Annotated in this window: 16 protein-coding genes; 7 read left to right on the top strand and 9 right to left on the bottom strand. The window is 43.0% G+C overall.

Annotated features, from left to right (window positions below; all coding sequences use genetic code 11):
- Window positions 1-288: 288 nt before the first annotated feature.
- The 6 genes from IGK63_RS09710 to IGK63_RS09735 all read left to right on the top strand — a co-directional run bounded on the left by IGK63_RS09710 (window position 289) and on the right by IGK63_RS09735 (window position 5,719).
- Entirely contained in the window at window positions 289-1,353 is a 1,065-nt protein-coding gene (locus tag IGK63_RS09710) for an ABC transporter permease (protein WP_016613416.1), read from the top strand.
- Between the two features lie 11 nt (window positions 1,354-1,364).
- Window positions 1,365-2,081 (top strand): ABC transporter ATP-binding protein, encoded by a 717-nt coding sequence (locus tag IGK63_RS09715; RefSeq protein ID WP_005235241.1) that lies wholly within the window; start codon window positions 1,365-1,367, stop codon window positions 2,079-2,081.
- On the top strand, window positions 2,078-3,565 hold the full coding sequence (locus tag IGK63_RS09720) for a phytoene desaturase family protein (RefSeq protein WP_005235239.1): 1,488 nt from the start codon (window positions 2,078-2,080) through the stop codon (window positions 3,563-3,565). Before IGK63_RS09715 ends, IGK63_RS09720 begins: the two co-directional genes overlap by 4 nt.
- The gene (locus tag IGK63_RS09725; protein WP_008378577.1) at window positions 3,555-4,478 is read left to right on the top strand and encodes a phytoene/squalene synthase family protein; all 924 of its coding nucleotides are present in this window, start codon (window positions 3,555-3,557) and stop codon (window positions 4,476-4,478) included. The genes IGK63_RS09720 and IGK63_RS09725 overlap by 11 nt, the downstream gene beginning before the upstream one ends.
- A gap of 2 nt (window positions 4,479-4,480) precedes the next feature.
- A complete protein-coding gene (locus IGK63_RS09730; RefSeq protein WP_010747950.1) occupies window positions 4,481-5,041 on the top strand; it encodes a TetR/AcrR family transcriptional regulator in 561 nt (186 codons plus the stop codon).
- Between the two features lie 99 nt (window positions 5,042-5,140).
- Window positions 5,141-5,719: a TMEM175 family protein gene (locus tag IGK63_RS09735; RefSeq protein ID WP_034872253.1), complete on the top strand. Its 579-nt coding sequence runs from the start codon at window positions 5,141-5,143 to the stop codon at window positions 5,717-5,719.
- A 106-nt stretch (window positions 5,720-5,825) separates the two neighbouring features.
- On the opposite strand, the gene IGK63_RS09740 is transcribed toward IGK63_RS09735, so the two are convergent.
- The 9 genes from IGK63_RS09740 to IGK63_RS09780 all read right to left on the bottom strand — a co-directional run bounded on the left by IGK63_RS09740 (window position 5,826) and on the right by IGK63_RS09780 (window position 15,562).
- Window positions 5,826-6,830 (bottom strand): sugar kinase, encoded by a 1,005-nt coding sequence (locus tag IGK63_RS09740; RefSeq protein ID WP_016613417.1) that lies wholly within the window; start codon window positions 6,828-6,830, stop codon window positions 5,826-5,828.
- Window positions 6,831-6,839: 9 nt separating this feature from the next.
- The gene (dagF, locus tag IGK63_RS09745; protein ID WP_016613418.1) at window positions 6,840-7,589 is read right to left on the bottom strand and encodes a 2-dehydro-3-deoxy-phosphogluconate aldolase; all 750 of its coding nucleotides are present in this window, start codon (window positions 7,587-7,589) and stop codon (window positions 6,840-6,842) included.
- A complete protein-coding gene (locus tag IGK63_RS09750) occupies window positions 7,586-8,692 on the bottom strand; it encodes a DgaE family pyridoxal phosphate-dependent ammonia lyase (protein ID WP_016613419.1) in 1,107 nt (368 codons plus the stop codon). The genes dagF and IGK63_RS09750 overlap by 4 nt, the downstream gene beginning before the upstream one ends.
- On the bottom strand, window positions 8,676-9,788 hold the full coding sequence (locus IGK63_RS09755) for an amidohydrolase/deacetylase family metallohydrolase (protein ID WP_016613420.1): 1,113 nt from the start codon (window positions 9,786-9,788) through the stop codon (window positions 8,676-8,678). The genes IGK63_RS09750 and IGK63_RS09755 overlap by 17 nt, the downstream gene beginning before the upstream one ends.
- Window positions 9,789-9,792: 4 nt before the next feature.
- Complete coding sequence (locus tag IGK63_RS09760; protein ID WP_429972486.1) at window positions 9,793-10,887, bottom strand: DUF871 domain-containing protein; 1,095 nt, start codon at window positions 10,885-10,887, stop codon at window positions 9,793-9,795.
- Between the two features lies 1 nt (window position 10,888).
- On the bottom strand, window positions 10,889-11,140 hold the full coding sequence (locus IGK63_RS09765; protein WP_016613421.1) for a hypothetical protein: 252 nt from the start codon (window positions 11,138-11,140) through the stop codon (window positions 10,889-10,891).
- A gap of 27 nt (window positions 11,141-11,167) precedes the next feature.
- Entirely contained in the window at window positions 11,168-12,466 is a 1,299-nt protein-coding gene (locus IGK63_RS09770; RefSeq protein ID WP_016613422.1) for a PTS sugar transporter subunit IIC, read from the bottom strand.
- Window positions 12,467-12,853: 387 nt separating this feature from the next.
- On the bottom strand, window positions 12,854-14,158 hold the full coding sequence (locus IGK63_RS09775; protein WP_008378600.1) for a PTS sugar transporter subunit IIC: 1,305 nt from the start codon (window positions 14,156-14,158) through the stop codon (window positions 12,854-12,856).
- A gap of 12 nt (window positions 14,159-14,170) precedes the next feature.
- Window positions 14,171-15,562, bottom strand: a complete 1,392-nt coding sequence (locus IGK63_RS09780) for a glycoside hydrolase family 1 protein (RefSeq protein WP_016613423.1) — start codon at window positions 15,560-15,562, stop codon at window positions 14,171-14,173.
- Window positions 15,563-15,733: 171 nt separating this feature from the next.
- Here IGK63_RS09780 and IGK63_RS09785 point away from each other — a divergent pair, with 171 nt between their 5' ends.
- Window positions 15,734-16,504 carry a MurR/RpiR family transcriptional regulator gene (locus tag IGK63_RS09785; RefSeq protein ID WP_016613424.1) on the top strand — a complete coding sequence of 257 codons (771 nt, stop codon included), beginning with the start codon at window positions 15,734-15,736 and terminating at the stop codon, window positions 16,502-16,504.
- The last annotated feature ends 10 nt before the right edge of the window (window positions 16,505-16,514 follow it).

The following is a 16,514-nucleotide window of genomic DNA, read 5'->3' on the forward strand; positions in this document are numbered from 1 at the left end:
TAGAAACCCTCTGATTTCAAAATACGCCAAGTGTTTGCGTGCGCTGAATCAGAGGGCTTTTACTGTTATCCTAGTTCTTTTTTCACTAAAATCCCCCGCTCCTTCGCTGCTCCTACGCTCCTATTGAAATCAGGGGGCAGCAACTGGTTTTCTTCAATCAACAGACGCCCTTCTAAATAACCTTCCTTTTTTCACCGAATTTACTCTTTGTAAGCAAGATAGTTTGCTGAAAATAAAAAAAATGGTATTTTTATTTTATCAAGTGATAAAATAATAGGAGGAATCGTTATGTTTTTGGCAATCAATGAAATACGCCATTCCAAATTGCGTTACGCCCTAGTCACAGGGGTCATGTTTTTAATCGCCTATCTGGTCTTTTTTTTAACTGGCTTAGCGTATGGGTTGGCTCAAGATAATCGGATGGCGGTCGACAAATGGGAGGCAGATCAAATTTTGTTGACTGAAGAAGCAAATGATAATTTAAACATGTCGATGCTTCCTCGCAGTCTTTATGACGAAGTCGATGCACCAGAAAAAGCTGTTTTGGCGCAAACCGCTGGGGTAGTGACTAAAGAAGACAACGGTGAAAAAGTCGATGTCACCTTTTTCGGCATTGATCCAGATCAATTTCTAGCACCAAATATTATCGATGGCGAGATGTTTGCGTCAGATGATGAAGCGGTCGCAGACAGCAGCATTGAGGAAGAATACGGGATTTCCATTGGTGACACCATCAAATTAGCCGGCAGTGACAAAAAATTGAAAATCGTCGGTTTTACAGATAACGCCCGCTTCAGTGTTGCTCCGGTCCTCTACACCTCGATCGGTGCCTATCAAGAGATTCGTTTTGAAAAAGAAGATGATTCAGAAAATGCCCGTATCAACGCGATCGTAACTCGTGGCAAAATCAAAGAAGTGCCAGATGATCTAGTCGCTACGGATATCAGCAAATTTATTAATGAATTGCCTGGTTACAACGCACAAGTGCTGACCTTTGGCTTTATGATCGGGTTCTTGATCGTGATCGCTGCCATCGTTATCGGTATTTTTATCTATGTACTAACGATGCAAAAATCAGAAATTTTCGGTGTCATGAAAGCCCAAGGGATCTCTAGCCGCTACATTGCTTTTTCGGTGATTGCCCAAACGTTCTTATTGGCAACCTCGGGTGTTTTGATCGGTGGGTTGGCAACGATCGGTACCGCCCTCGTGTTACCTGCAGCAGTGCCATTCCAAATCAATCTATTATTCTTTGCTAGTATCAGTGTAATGATGATTCTGATCGCGATGCTAGGTGCTTTCTTCTCGGTGCGAACGATTGTAAAAATCGACCCATTGAAAGCAATCGGATAGGAGGAAAAAACATGAGTGCCATTGAATTCAAACAAGTCAAAAAATCATTTAAAGATGGGGACGCGACGATTGAAGCCTTGAAAGAAACCAACTTTTCGGTAGAAAAAGGCGAATTTGTCGCCATCATCGGTCCTTCCGGCTCTGGGAAAAGTACCTTTCTGACGATTGCCGGTGGTCTACAAGCTCCCTCTGAAGGCGAAGTATTTATCAATGACGAACCCTTTAGTAAACAAAAAGAAAAGCAAAGGGCAAAAACTCGTTTCAAAAAGATCGGCTTTATTTTACAAGCTTCCAACCTTGTCCCTTTTTTGACGGTCAAAAAGCAACTTCAATTGGTGGATAAGGTCAGCAAAGAACCCCAAGAGCAATCAGCTACTGAATTGTTTGAACAACTAGGGATTGAAAAGCTGCAGAACAAATACCCCGATGAACTATCTGGTGGTGAAAGGCAGCGTGTGGCTATTGCCCGAGCGCTCTATCATGATCCCACCATCATTTTGGCAGATGAACCAACGGCGAGTCTTGATTCAAAAAAAGCCGTCGAAGTCGTCAAAATCTTAGCAAAAGAAACCAAAGAAAAACAAAAAGCCACCATTATGGTGACCCATGATACCCGTTTGACAGATTATTGTGATCGGGTCCTCGTCATGAAGGATGGCGTTTTAGAAGAAAAAGAACACACGAAAAAAGAAGCCGAATCAAGTGATTCGCAGAAGGAGCAAGCATGAAAAAAATTATTGTTGTCGGTGCGGGCGTGTCAGGATTAGCTGCTGCTGTCCGTTTGCAAAAACTTGGCTATGACGTCACCCTCTACGAAAAAGAAGGTCAACCTGGGGGCAAAATGAATCAGATCAAGGAAAACGGCTTTACCTTTGATGTGGGACCCACCATCGTGATGATGCCTGAAATTTATCGTGAAGTGTTTGAATTTGCTGGCGTTGATCCGAATGACTATATTCCTATGGAGAAAGTCGATCCGATGCTGCAGCTGTATTTTGCTCAAGACGAACCGCTGACCTTCTCAAACGACTTAGTAGAATTGACCAAAACGCTAGAAGCGATCTCGGAAGAAGATGCTCAAGGCTATTTTGCCTTTTTAGCAGATATTTACAAACGCTATGTGATCGCCAAAGAGTCCTTCATCACCAAGTCGTTTCGGACATGGCGAGACTTTTACAATCCCAAATCATTATGGGCAGGGTTAAAGCTGCGAACGTTTAGTGACGCCTACTCTTCCATTTCTAAATTTGTCAAAGATGATCGCCTGCGAAAATCATTGGCGTTTCAAACCTTGTATATCGGTGTCTCCCCTTACCAAGGGCCGTCCCTTTATACCATCATCCCTATGATCGAGTTGATGTATGGGGTCTATTTCATCAAAGGCGGCATGTATACATTAGCCACTGGTATGGCACGTTTGTTCCAAGAATTAGGCGGAACGATCCATTACAATACCCCAATCGATGAATTATTGATCGAAAACAAGCAAACCAAAGGCGTTCGTGTCAATGGAGAAACGATCACCGCAGATGCCGTGATTTGTGCGGCTGATTTTCCTTATGCTATGGAAAGCTTGATTCCTGATGAATCAAAACGCGGCAAATACACCAATCAAAAAATCGCTTCGATGGATTACTCTTGTTCTTGTTTCTTGCTTTATTTAGGACTGGACAAAAAATATGAAGATAGCGCACTCCATAGCATTTATTTTGCCAATGATTTCAAACGCAATGTAGACGATCTTTTCGAGGCTGGCAAGCTGCCAGAAGATCCATCCTTCTACTTGTATCGTCCAACCCTGAAAGATGCTTCCTTAGCACCTGATGGTCAAGAAGGTCTTTATGTTTTAGTCCCAGTACCTGAATTATCTAAATTTGATCAATGGACGGATGAAACGATTCAAAGCTACCGCCAGCAGATCATTGGATTATTAAAAGAAAAAACGATCTTTACGGATATCGATGAACACATCGTGTATGAAAAAATGTATACGCCAGATACGTTCAATGATCGGTTCAATGCCTACAACGGTGCGACATTTGGCTTGAAACCAACCTTGGCGCAAAGCAATTACTATCGTCCCCATAATAAATTTGATTATGCAGAAGGCCTATACTTCTGCGGCAGCAGTACGCATCCGGGAGCGGGTGTGCCAATCGTGATGCAAAGTGCCAAGTTAGCTGTGGAGGAGTTGTTAAAAGATGACCGTTAAATCATTAAGCGTCTTTGATGAATACGACAACGATTTTTTATACTGTGAGGCCATCATAAAAAAGCATTCGAAAAACTTTCATACCGCCTTTTCTCAATTGCCAAAAGACAAAGCACGCGCCGTCTATGCCGTCTACGCCTTTTGCCGACGTGCCGATGATGCCGTCGATGAAAAGCATGACCCATTGTTGATCGAAGCCATGAAAAAACGCTTGGAAGAAATACAAGAACTATTAACCGGCGATGCGATCGACTTGCCGCAAGCCATCAAGGAAGAAGATCCTGATGAAGCCATTTGGCGGGCATTGACCCTTTCTTTCCAACAGTTTGACCTACAGTTTCAACCCTTTTTCGATCTATTGGTGGGACAAAAACAAGACCTTGACTTCCAGCAGCCCACCTCTGAAAAAGAGCTTTCCGACTATAGTTACTACGTAGCCGGCAGTGTGGGTCTGATGCTCTTGCCGATTCTCTCACAAACAGCCGCTGCGATTCAAGAGCCCGCCATAAAATTGGGTGAAGCGATGCAACGCACCAATATTTTACGTGATATTGGCGAGGATCTGCGAATGGGCCGCATCTATTTGCCACAAACGGTCTTGGCGCAATTCAACCTTTCGCGAGAGGCATTAGCAGCTGGCAATCAAAACCAGCAGTTTATCGAGATGTGGGAACACGAAGCGCAACTTGCTGAGACGCTTTATCAGGAATCTTTTGTCATGATGCCGCAAATCGATGAAGATTGCCGTGAAGCTCTATTAGCAGCTGCTTTGATCTATCGGGAAATCTTGACTGTGATCCGCAAAAACAACTATCAAGTATTTGCTGAAAAAACAGCGGTACCGAAACAACGGAAAATCCAACTTTTGTTTACCGCGAAAAAAATGCTTCGTCAGGAACGTTGGGAGGGCTGACTTTGAACTTGCGAGAAAAAATATTACGAGTCGCAGAAAACCTGTTTATGCAGCAGGGGTATCAAGCAACTTCTACTAGACAGATCGCAGAAGCCGTCGGCATCACCCAACCCAATCTTTATTATCACTTCAAAGGCAAAGAAGCCATCTATTATGAAGTGATGGTCTCTTTGGCACAAGAGGTTTCTGGAAAACTAAATCAGACTGTTGAAGATACTTCCTTGACGATCTCTGAAAAAATCTTAAACATGTTTCTTTTTTTAAGAAGTCGGCATCGCATCAATTTTTATATGATGATGCACGACATTCAGCATACCGTTTCTGAGGACACTTCAAAAAAACTGTACTTGCTTTGGCGGAAAAATTACAAAGAACCGTTTCTTGACTTGTTCCGTCGCAGTGATTCCAATCTCCGTTCGGATGTCGATCCAGAATTTGTTACCAGCCAGTTATTAGTGCTGATGGCGGCTCACTTGGACTCACCAGAAAAAGAAGACAAGATGCCAGAAGCGATCGATTTGTTTTTATTCGGTGCACTAGGCAATGGGCCAATTGCGAAATAGCTGGAACGTTGGCTTTTGTCCCGAGAATAATCATTCGACGAATTTCTGACAATCGCGTACACTGATCCAGTAAACAGAAACTTAAAAGGATGGATGTACATGTCAAAAAATCGAATCGAAGCCTTTACGGATGCGGTCATTGCGATCGTAATGACCTTATTAGTACTGGAATTGCACCAGCCCGAAGGCGATACCTTTGCTTCTTTTTTAGGAGTGGAACAGCAATTTATTATTTATTTGATTAGCTTTGTGATGTTAGCGATCTACTGGAACAATCACCATCATCTATTTCAAGTAGTATCTAAAATTGACGGTTGGACCTTGTGGGCGAATCATTTATTGATCCTGGCACTAACCCTCTTTCCTTTTGTAACGTCATGGGTCAGTCGTTATCCAGTCGCTCTTGCCCCTCAACTGCTTTACGGAGCTGTCATTTTATTGACGGATTTCAGCTATTTCCTTGTAGGAAAGTCCTTGGTGCGTGCCAACCCTGACAATCAAGCCATCGTAGAACTGTTTCGCGGATACAAGAAACTCTACTTTACGTTGTTTATCAACGTGCTGGCATTGCTCCTCGGCTGGCTGGTCCATCCACTACTTATCATCACGCTGGATAGTCTCGTGCTATTGTTGTGGGTGATCCCTGAGAAAAAAGTAGAAACCTTTTTAAAACAATAAAAACACTTGCGTCCTTCTCTTGATGGATAACTGCGCAAAAGCAGAACAATCGGCTGCTTTTGCGCAATCATCCATCGCTTTTAGGAGAAGGACGCAAGTGTTTTTTCTAGCGAATCAAGTCTTTCCCAGGTGCCCGTAAGACTTGTTCCACTTGTTCTTTGGTGGTTAATGGGACATCTCCCAGCATCGTATGAGCCAATACAGCATTCGTGATTGCAAAATCAGCAGTGCGTTGGAGCGACCATTTTTCGGCATAGCCTAATAATACACCAGCGGCATAGGCATCCCCTGCCCCGATCCGATCCAATACTTGCAGCAGCTGCGGTGCCGTTTCATAGGCATCCTGCGCCGTAATGATTCTTCCACTGATAAATTGCTTGTCTTCCACGGCTAGACGGCGTGTCCCGCAGAACCATTCTAGTTGATACTGGTCAATAAAGGATTGGATCAACGCAAGCTCGGCACCTTCTGTTTCCTCTAAGGGATATGCCAGCAGCTCCTCCAAGTCACGGACAGAGCCGAAAACTAGGTCACAATAAGGCAGGATCGTTTCATACCGTTGTTTTAGTACCTCACGATTTAATTCTTCATTCAAGCTTGGGCGGAAGTTAAAATCAAAGCAGACGCGAATCTGCTTTACATGGGCCTGTTTCGCCAAAGCCAATGCAGTTTTCCAGGTTTTCTCAGTCAAACTAAGAGAGATCCCGCAAATATGAATGAGATCGACTGTTTCTAGAAATCCATCAATGGCATATTCTTCTGGACCTGAAACGCCAAAGGAACTATGATGGCGATTTTGATAAGTCACGTAAGTCGGACGAGCGCCGTAGCCGATCTCGGCGAAATAACTGCCGATATGGCTGTATTTTTTGCCAACAAATGCTGTTTGAATCCCATAGGAACGCAAGCTGGCTTTCGCCGTATCCCCTAAACGGTTGGCTGGCACTTGTGTCAGCATCGAGGTGGTCAAGCCGAAATGCGCCAAATTGCCTAACAGATTGACCCCTGTTCCTGTAAAATCCATCCGCAAAGAGTGGGTCTGTTCCAGTGTTCGATATTCTGGTGGTGTCAACCGCATCATTACCTCACCGTAAGCACCGATCCGCATCATTGATCCCCCCTATTTGGCTGCTGCCAGTACCTTTTTCGTCATTTCTGCTAATGTCTGTACATCTTCAGGGCGTGTGTCCCCTGTTTCGCCATCGATGATCGAGCTGTAAATATGTGGAATGACTTTTTTCACTCCTGCATCAACAGCGATCTGCAAGATTTCTTCAAAGTTTTCTAAATCGATGCCGCCGGTCGGTTCCAAATAAAAATCATTCGCAGCACAAGCCTCTGCTACTGCTTGATACTCTGCTTTATGAGCCAACCCTTTCATTGGAAAATACTTGATAGAACTAGCCCCCATATCTTTTAATAAAGCGATCGCTGTTTCGACGGGGACTTCTGCAGCTGGAGTTTGTGAACTCAATGGTCCAGTAGCAATATTGACATAGCCGACTTTTCCCGTTGGTGAAACAAGGGCATTGACGATCGTTTCAGATTGTCCTAGCAAAGCTCGTGAGGTCCCCGCTCCCGTGAACACTTGGTTAACATGCTGTGGCTGTAGAACAGCGGAAATTCGGGAGACCATTTCACTTTGGTTGGGGTCGCCAGCACCAAGTCCAACAGAAAGGGCATTATTTGTTGCCGCTTGATAGGTTTTCATGTCAACGATGGCTGCCTCATCGCTAGCATAATTTTTTGATAAAACACCTAGGACGATGTTGCCCTCTGCTGCTTCATAACAAGCTTTCGCATTTTCAATAGAGTTTGCTAACACATTCAGACAGACACGGTCAGCGAAATAATTGGGTGAAGTTTTCATTTTTGGGTTGCTCCTAACATAATTTCTTGTAAGCGATCGGTGATCACTGCCATTTCTTGTTCATTGACTGCTCGGATATCAAATTCAATAATGCCGTTATTGGCTTGGTATTCACGGGTATAAATCGCTGGTTCTCCCGCTTTTAGCGCGTCGATTACTGATTTGGCACTTGGTTCTTTCACTTTGACACTCGCTCGATAAATGTCTCTGCCGGCGCTGTCTTGAACGATTTTTGCTTCGAAACCAGTGATTTCATTGATTGCCGCAATAAATGGTTGTAGGCGCTCTTGCATCGAAGCGCCAGATTCTGTTCCCTCCGCTAGATAATCCGTCACGGCTTGGGTAAATCCGAGAATATTGTCTTTACCGATTTTCATTGCTCGACCAATACCTTTGGATTGCAGGCGCACCCAAGAGACATAGGGCTGCTTGCCGATCACTAAGCCAGCACTTGGTCCTGACAGTGCTTTCGCACCTGAATAGATCACTAAATCAGCACCTGCTTGGGTATAGGCAAACAAATCTTCCTCAGCAGCCGCATCAACGATCAATGGAAGATCGTGTGCCTTGGCAACTTGGGCCGTTTCTGCTACCGTCAGCATACTTTTTTGAACGGTATGATGACTCTTTATGTAGAGGATCCCCGCCGTTTCGGGCGTAATCATCTGTTCAATGTGCTCGGGTGTGCACATATTGGCATAGCCTGCTTCTACGACTTTTCCGCCGCCTTGCGCCACCATCACTTCCACCGGTGTGCCATAATCTACGTTGTGGCCTTTGGGCAAAATGATCTCCCGCTTGCTGATTTTCTCACTATATGGGTGGTACAAATGATAGCTGTCTCCTTGACCGATGAGTGCCGCCACTGATTGGGCGATTCCCGCCGAAGCGGAAGAAACGATTTGCGCATCTTCCGTTTTCAACAATTTTGCTAAATAGGCACCGGTTTTTTCTGCTAGATCTGCCATTTCAAAGAAATGCTCCCCGCCATAGCGCTGGGCTGCAAGCACGCCTTCGCTGACTTTCGAGACACCTAGAATCGTCATTTTGCCAGAAGCATTGATGACTTCTTTCAAGCCTAGTTCTTCAATATTCAGTGTCAAAAAGTTCCCCTCCTATCACCGCTTTTTGCGGCACGATCTGTTGTGTCGTGATTCGGCGATTGCCGTTAGAATCCGTCAATTCCTTTTCGCCCTCTTCAAAGCGGAAAATCGTAAAATCAGCATCATATCCCAATGCGATCTCGCCTTTGTTCTGTAAATGAAATTGCTTCGCAGGGGCACTGGTCACCTTCTCGATGATCTCACGCCAATCATACCCTACGACCGCTAATTTTTCCATAGTCGTCGCTAAATCAAAAACAGGTCCATTGGTACGATTGCGGATGTAGATATCCGTACTAATGGAAGAAGCCTTTAGCTGATTGGCAAAGGCCGTCTCCGCCACATCAAAATTGAAACTGTCTGTCCCATGACCAATATCGAAGACCAAGCCTTTTTCATAGGCAGCAAAGACGAAAGGCTTGATGGTTTGGTTCGTCTGATCCAAAATCCCATTGGCTTTGCCGTTAAAGCAATGGGTCACCACATCACCTGCTTCCAATTCAGCGAGAATCTCTGCTAAATTCGGTGGTGCTGAACCAATATGGACCATCAGAGGCAACGGTTGATTTTCAGCTTGGATCGCTTTGGCTAATTTCAACGGCGTGATGCCATTTTCGCCGATCACCGTTTTACTCATTCGGGCTTTGATCCCGACGATAAAGTCAGGAAACTTCTGCAGCGCTTCTTTGACCAATTCTTTTTTGACTTTTGACAGATCCGCAAGTTCATCCTGCTCTACGATGCCCCATTTGGAAATGTTGACTAAAGCAAAGACATTGGTTTTGGCTTCTTTGGCTAAATCATAAAACCGATGGATATTTTCGGCGCCAGTCGTCCCCGCATCAATAACGGTCGTGACGCCTTGTTTGACACCGATCTCGTCTGGATAATCATAATAGAGCGTCATTTCCTCGAAACAATGGACATGGTCATCGATCCAACCAGCTGACAAGAACTCCCCTTCTGCTAAGGTCAGCTCTTGTTTCGCCTGCTCCTGCAACGTGGGTGCCAGAGCAGTGATTTTGCCGTCTTGAATCCCAATATCAAATACTTCTTCATCGATCGTGCGGGCTTGACGAATAATCAAATCAAACATTTCGTTACACCTTCCTCTCTGTGAAAGTGAATTTCGACCAAGGATGGATAAAGGGCAGCAGAACTAACTCTTGTTCGACGATCGAACCGATTTTATTTTTTCGTGGATCTGAGTGAGGCTCTAGCACGACTTGCAGCTCGTTTTTGTACTTGCCAAAACGATCATTGCCAATCACAACGTCCCCTCGTTGAAAGACGCCTTCGTGGTCATGGACAGGATTGTCATGGTTCTTATACTTTTTACGAACTTCTGTGGAACGGATCATCCGATCGGTGATGTCGCCTCGACGGTAATGCTGCTCGTCCAGGGCGATTTGGCGTTCAACTTCATTGATTTCAGGCACAAATTCAATCGCAAATGCGGTCTGGTAGCGATCAATCGCTCCTAGTGCCGCCAATTCTGCTTCCGAAGCATAAGCATTGCCGATAATGACATCATCAATCAAGCCTGTGGCAAACAAATGCTTTGCGGCAGTTTCTACAGGCATTCTTCGGTGCATTTCTAAGGTCGGTAAGCCATCATTGATATCCCAAGGTCCGATCGTTCCCGTTTGAGAAGAGATAAATGCGCCGGTTCGAATGCCTTTTTCCTTGAAACGACGACTGCATTTTTCAAAGAAATCATAGGGTAAGGCAGTCCCTTCTTGCGGATAGAAATTGTGGCAGCCGTATAAGTAAGGAATGTTGGCTTGATAGGTCAAAATATTGTCTAAATACGCCACATCATTGCTCATATTCAATTCAACAGCTAAACCAAAGGGATTATAGGTCAACATCGCTTCTTTGTTGCCGTCAAAACCTAAATCTAAACGAATTCCATCGGCACCTAGTTCATGGAAAAAGGTCAAATCATCATAGGAGATGCCTAGTTCAGAAAAGATGGCTGGTGCCACGTCTAAAATCGTTTCATAGCCTAATCCTTTGGCAAAATCAATCAACGCTTTAAATTTTTTCTGCACGTTTTCTTTGCCGTCACTCACTTCCAACATACTCATAAAAATGCGGCTAAAGCCATAATCATGGGCTAATTGCAGATAGGCTTTATCTGTTTCAAAATCACTGTGATCGGGATACACCGATACTCCTAGTTTTCTTTTCAACTTATCTCATCCTCATTTCTTCATAAAAAGCAGTAAAACGTGTCAGTAAAAGCGAACTGCAAACAATCGTCGCCGTCATCGTCAAAAATGGTCCCCACGGAAACTGACGGCTCAGTAGGATCGCTGCAGCAACGCCAAGAATCCCGAACAAAAGCATCCGCCAAAACGGCACTTCTTGAATTTTTTTCCCTTGTGCTGATTTTGTTAACCAAATTTGACAACCCAAAAATAAACAAATGGCATAAATCCCCATGTTTGCACCTCACTCTTTTTGTTTTGCTTAAGCGGCTGTTTCTTCTTCTTGCTCTCGGGCAATCTGTTGTTTCTCAAAGACTTTAAAGAATGGGTAATAGATTGCGAGTGTGATAAAGAAGTTGACGATCACTAAAATCGCTGCTGCGATACTCCAGTCCGTACTCATCCAGGCGGCGATTGGTGCTGGAATGGCAAACCCAAGTCTGGCAGCCATCATCGGTACAACACCGGTAATGGTAGCGAAGTAAGAAATCGTTGTCGTAATCAACGGTGCCACCAAGAAAGGAATACCTAAGATTGGGTTCATTACGATCGGTGCACCGAAAATCACTGGTTCATTGATATTGAATAGGCCTGGCAAGATGGACAAACGTCCCAATTGTTTCAAGTATTTTGATTTGGAGAAGAAGAACAAAACGACCAACGCTAAGGTCGTACCGGCTCCACCGATCCACACGAACCATTGTAAAAATTGTTCTGTAAAAATATTAGGCAATTCATGCGCATTGCCAGATGCTTGGAAGGCTTCCATATTTTCAGCAATGGAAATATCCCAAAATGGACGAATGACAGGACCCATGATGGCTGGTCCATGAATCCCCAGTACCCAGAAGAAACAGATCAAGAAGACAGTCAATAAACCACCAAACAAGCTGTTACCCGCTAGCACGTCTTTTAACGGCATCAACAAATTACTTAAAAAGCCATTGATATCAAAACCAAGCATATGACGGATCACCCAGAATAAAATCAGGATCGCTCCACCGGGAATCAACGCCATGAATGAATTCGTCACTTCTGGCGGCACACCATCTGGCATTTTGATGGTGATGTTTTTTACGATAAAGAAACGATAGATTTCAACGGACAAGATTGCCGTAACGATCGCGCCAAACAAAGAGCCGGAGCCTAGGTTGGCCACATTGATATAACGTCCGGCATCAATGATACCTTTCACAGAATCAAAGACTCGCAACGGTGGTGCAGCGGTTACAAGAAAGGACATCGTTGCTAAAATACCCGCAGTCAATGAATCCAGCTTGTAGCTTTTGGCTAGCGATGAAGCAATCCCATACGTTGCATATAATGCCAATAATCCGACTGTATAACGAAATGGAATATCCAAAACTTCCCGATACGGTTCGATCACCGCAGCGACCGATTCAATGGGGAAATTCAGCAAAATCGTAAAGAACGACCCAACGATCGTTAATGGTAAAGTAGCGATGATCCCCTTTCGAATCGCTACCATGTGCCGTTGCATCCCCACTTTATTTGCAATCGGCATCAATTTCTGTTCAATAAATTCTACAAACCCTTTCATAATTGCCTCCTTAGTTTATAACATTATAATGTTTATACAAGGATAATAGCACAGAGGATCAAGGTTCGTAAATAGTTTTTTAAACAGTAGATAGAATAATCTTTTCGCAATAACATTTCTTACAGTAACCATCAAGCGTCCTATCGTTGTCCTTTCGGTCGATACTGATACATAAATCGATTTTGGATGACGGTACAATTGATGATAAGTAACAAAATGAAAACTGGCGCCAAAGGAGTGCGGATCAACAGGAAAAACAAACTGAGTAAGAAAAGTAAGGAAACAAGTAATAGTTTCCAAAAAGCCAGCGTGATTCTAGCATTATTTTTTTCTAAAAGAAGATGGGTCAGAAAAATCAAGAGCAAACAACTCACTACTAGAACCATTCTACTCACCTTCTTTAACTGTTTCTAGCTCTTGCGCCACTTGAAGTTTCTCAAATGCTTTGAAGAATGGATAATAAATCGCTAACGAAACGAAGAAACAGACGAAGACCATCAAACAAGCAACCCAATTCCAATTTGAGGTGATCAATGCGCCAAGAGGTGCGGGAATTGAAAATGGTGGTTTGACCATCATCTTAGGCATCCAATTTAAAGCGGTAACGATATAAACTATAATGGTATTAGCAATTGGCACTAGAATAAAGGGAATCGCCAATAGCGGATTCATTACAATCGGTGTCCCAAAGATCATTGGTTCATTAATATTAAAAATTCCCGGTAAAATGGAAAGACGCCCCAATTGTTTTAAATAGTTTGAACGGGAGAACATAAACAAAACAACCAATGCAAGCGTTGATCCTGTTCCACCCATTTGGGCATACCATTGATAAAATTGCTCGGTAAAAAGATTTGGTAGATCAAAGGCAGACATCCCATTTTGGAACAATTCTGCATTTTCTAAAATTGCCTGATCCCAAAACGGGCGAATGATGGGACCTAAAACGGCATGGCCATGAATACCCAATACCCAGAATACACAGATTACAAATTGTGTGATGATCCCACCAATCAAATTATTTCCCGTTAAGAACCCTTTTAAAGGAGAGATGGCGATCGTCAACAATCCATTTAAATCAAAACCAAAAAAGTGTCGCGGAATCCAAAAGACTAAGATAACTAGCAATGTTGGCAGTAATGCCGCAAAGGATTCTCCTACCACTGGAGGTACGCCTTCTGGCATCTTGATTTCCAAGTTTTTTGCTTTCGTAAAATGATAAATCTCTACTGAAACTAGCGCCGCAATGATCGCACCGAATAATCCTTGTGATCCAAGTGAAGCGATGGGTAAATACCTTCCTGCAAGTACGGCATCTCCTGTCGTGCTGATGCCTTCCGCCAAATTGATTGGAACGACCATTAAAATCGTCGCTAACATGGATAAAAACCCACTTGTTATCCGATCGAGTTTGTAACTTGCACCTAAGTTGGAGCCGATCGTAAATGAGGCATAGAGAGACATTAGCCCCACCGTAAATCGAAAAGGAATGTCAAGTGCCGGTAAATAAGGAGCGACCCATTCGGTATAACCAGGAATCGGCAAATTTAAAATAATGGTGAAAAAAGAGCCAACGATCGTGAGCGGCAAAATAGAAATCAACCCATTTCGAATTGCCTGCAAGTGCCGCTGCTGTCCAATAGCATTGGCAATCGGTAATAACTTCATTGCAACCGAGTCTAAAACTTTCATTATAAAAACCTCCTAAAATTCGTTTGAAAAACCATTTCTTTGAATCACTTCTTTAAACCATAGACCAGACTTTTTCACCGTTTTTTCTCCTGTTTCTAAATCTAAGCGATAAAAGCCATAGCGATTTTTGAACGCATTTTGCCAACTCCAACAGTCCACAAATGTCCACATGTGATACCCCAGACAGTTACTACCCTCCGTCATTGCTTGGTGAAGCTCAATTAAATGCTCTTTTAAAAAAGCAATCCGATAGTTGTCTTGTACTTGCCCCCCTTCGATAAATGTTTCTTCTCCCTGAATCCCGATGCCATTTTCTGAAACAAACCAATCAATATTCCCGTATTCTAACTGGATTTTTTTGGCGATATCATACAAGCCATGAGGATAAATTTCAATCCCCCTTGAAGTATTCATCCTTCTGCCGGGCATCTCGTAATCATCGTAAAACCATTCTGGCGAAAAAACTCCCTCGAGATTAGGCAATGATTCTTTGGCTTTCACTCGCCGTGGACGGTAATAATTGATCCCTAACAGATCAATCGTTGTTTCAGCAATCAAAGCAAGATCTTGTTCTTCCATTCGTGGCATTTGGTCGTAGCGCGTTAAAATAGCCTTTAACTCCTGTGGGTAACGACCCTTTAAAATCGCTTCATTAAGGGAGCGAGTATAGAAGAGGTCTGCCATTTCCGCTGCTTTTAAGTCGGCAGGATGCTGGCTTCTTGGGTAAACTGGGATCACATCCATGATGATACCGATTTTTCCTTGATAAGTTCCTTGTCGAAAGACCTTAACTGCCTCACAGTGAGCAAGGATGATATGGTGAAGTACTTGTGCCGCCCGTTTAAAATCTACTACATAAGGATAGTGTCGGTCATGCAAATAGCCGGCTTCTGCTGGAATCATCGGCTCATTAAAGGTAAACCAGTACGCAACTTTCTCATGAAATAGATCAAAACAAATTTTCGCATACGCCCGATACGCTTCGATGACCTCACGATTTTCAAATCCGCCGATTTCTTGTAATTTCATTGGCATGTCAAAGTGATAAAGATTGATAAACGGTTTGATGCCTCTTTGATTTAACCCATCAAGCATTCTGGTATAAAAGTCAACAGCTTCTGAATTAACTTCCCCTATACCTTCGGGAATAAGACGTGACCAAGAGATCGAAGTCCGAAAAGAATTAAAAGAAAGTGCCGCCATTCGATCCAAATCCGCTTCCATTTCCTGATAAAACCTTGATGTATGTTCTGTTGTAACTCCTTCAAAAAACCGATGGTTATAGTTTTTTGATGCATAATCCCAAATGTTTTCTCCTTTATTGTCTCCAGCTATCGTTCCTTCTGATTGTGTCGCACTCGTTGCTGCACCCCAGAAAAAGTCCTTCGAAAAATTATACTCCATGTCGCCCTCCTACAATTCCTTTTTTACTAAGCGAAGCATCCGCTTACATTATTGAACAACGAAAGTATAGCATGAAGTAAAATCAATATAATGTTATAATCCTAAATAGAGAACGTTTTCATCCCTTGTCATTTGTTCCACAAAAAAAACACTTTGTTACGGAGGTGCATCATGCTTTTTCTTGACTACAATCCTGAACTTACTGCACTAGAATACGAGGTTTACCGATTTGTATCAAAAAACTTGGCTTCAGTGTCTAAAATGAAGATGAAAGAACTTGCCAAAGAGACTCATACCAGTACTGCTAGTATTAGCCGCTTTTGCAAGAAATTTGAATGTGATACGTTTACCGAATTTAAGATCAATTTGCGCTTTTACTTAGATTCTCTCGTAAAATCCAAAATATCCGATAGTGATGAATCTCAAACAATTGATTTCTTAAAGCGAGTAAACCAGCCCTTTTTATCTGAGAGAATCAATCGAGCAACAGAGATTCTTAAGAACAAAAGCTTTGTGCTATTTATTGGATCAGGCTTATCTGAAACGATTGCGGAATATGGTGCACTCTATTTTACTGACTTAGGAAAAACGGCATTAAAAGTTGATGATCCCTCAAATTATCCTATCGACTGGTTTCCAGAAGACATATTGTGCAAAACCGGTATCATTGTTTTGTCGATTTCCGGGGAAACACAAGAAATGATTCGATACTTACAAAAGTTAAATCAAAAAGAGTGTCAGATAATTGCCATCACGAATACCGAAGATTCAACCATCAGCCAGTTATCCGACTTAACGGTGCCCTATTACATCGAAAGAGAAACCATTTTTAAAGCTAGTCAAAAAAAAGAGAAAACCATTGAACTGACTTCTCAGCTACCAGCAATCTATTTAATTGAAAAAATTGCCAAAAGAATACGCCTATCAGAAGAACTTCTCTGATAGGCGTAGG

It is taken from the genome of Enterococcus sp. AZ040 (assembly GCF_050499185.1).
Taxonomy (GTDB): Bacteria; Bacillota; Bacilli; order Lactobacillales; family Enterococcaceae; genus Enterococcus_D; species Enterococcus_D entomosocium.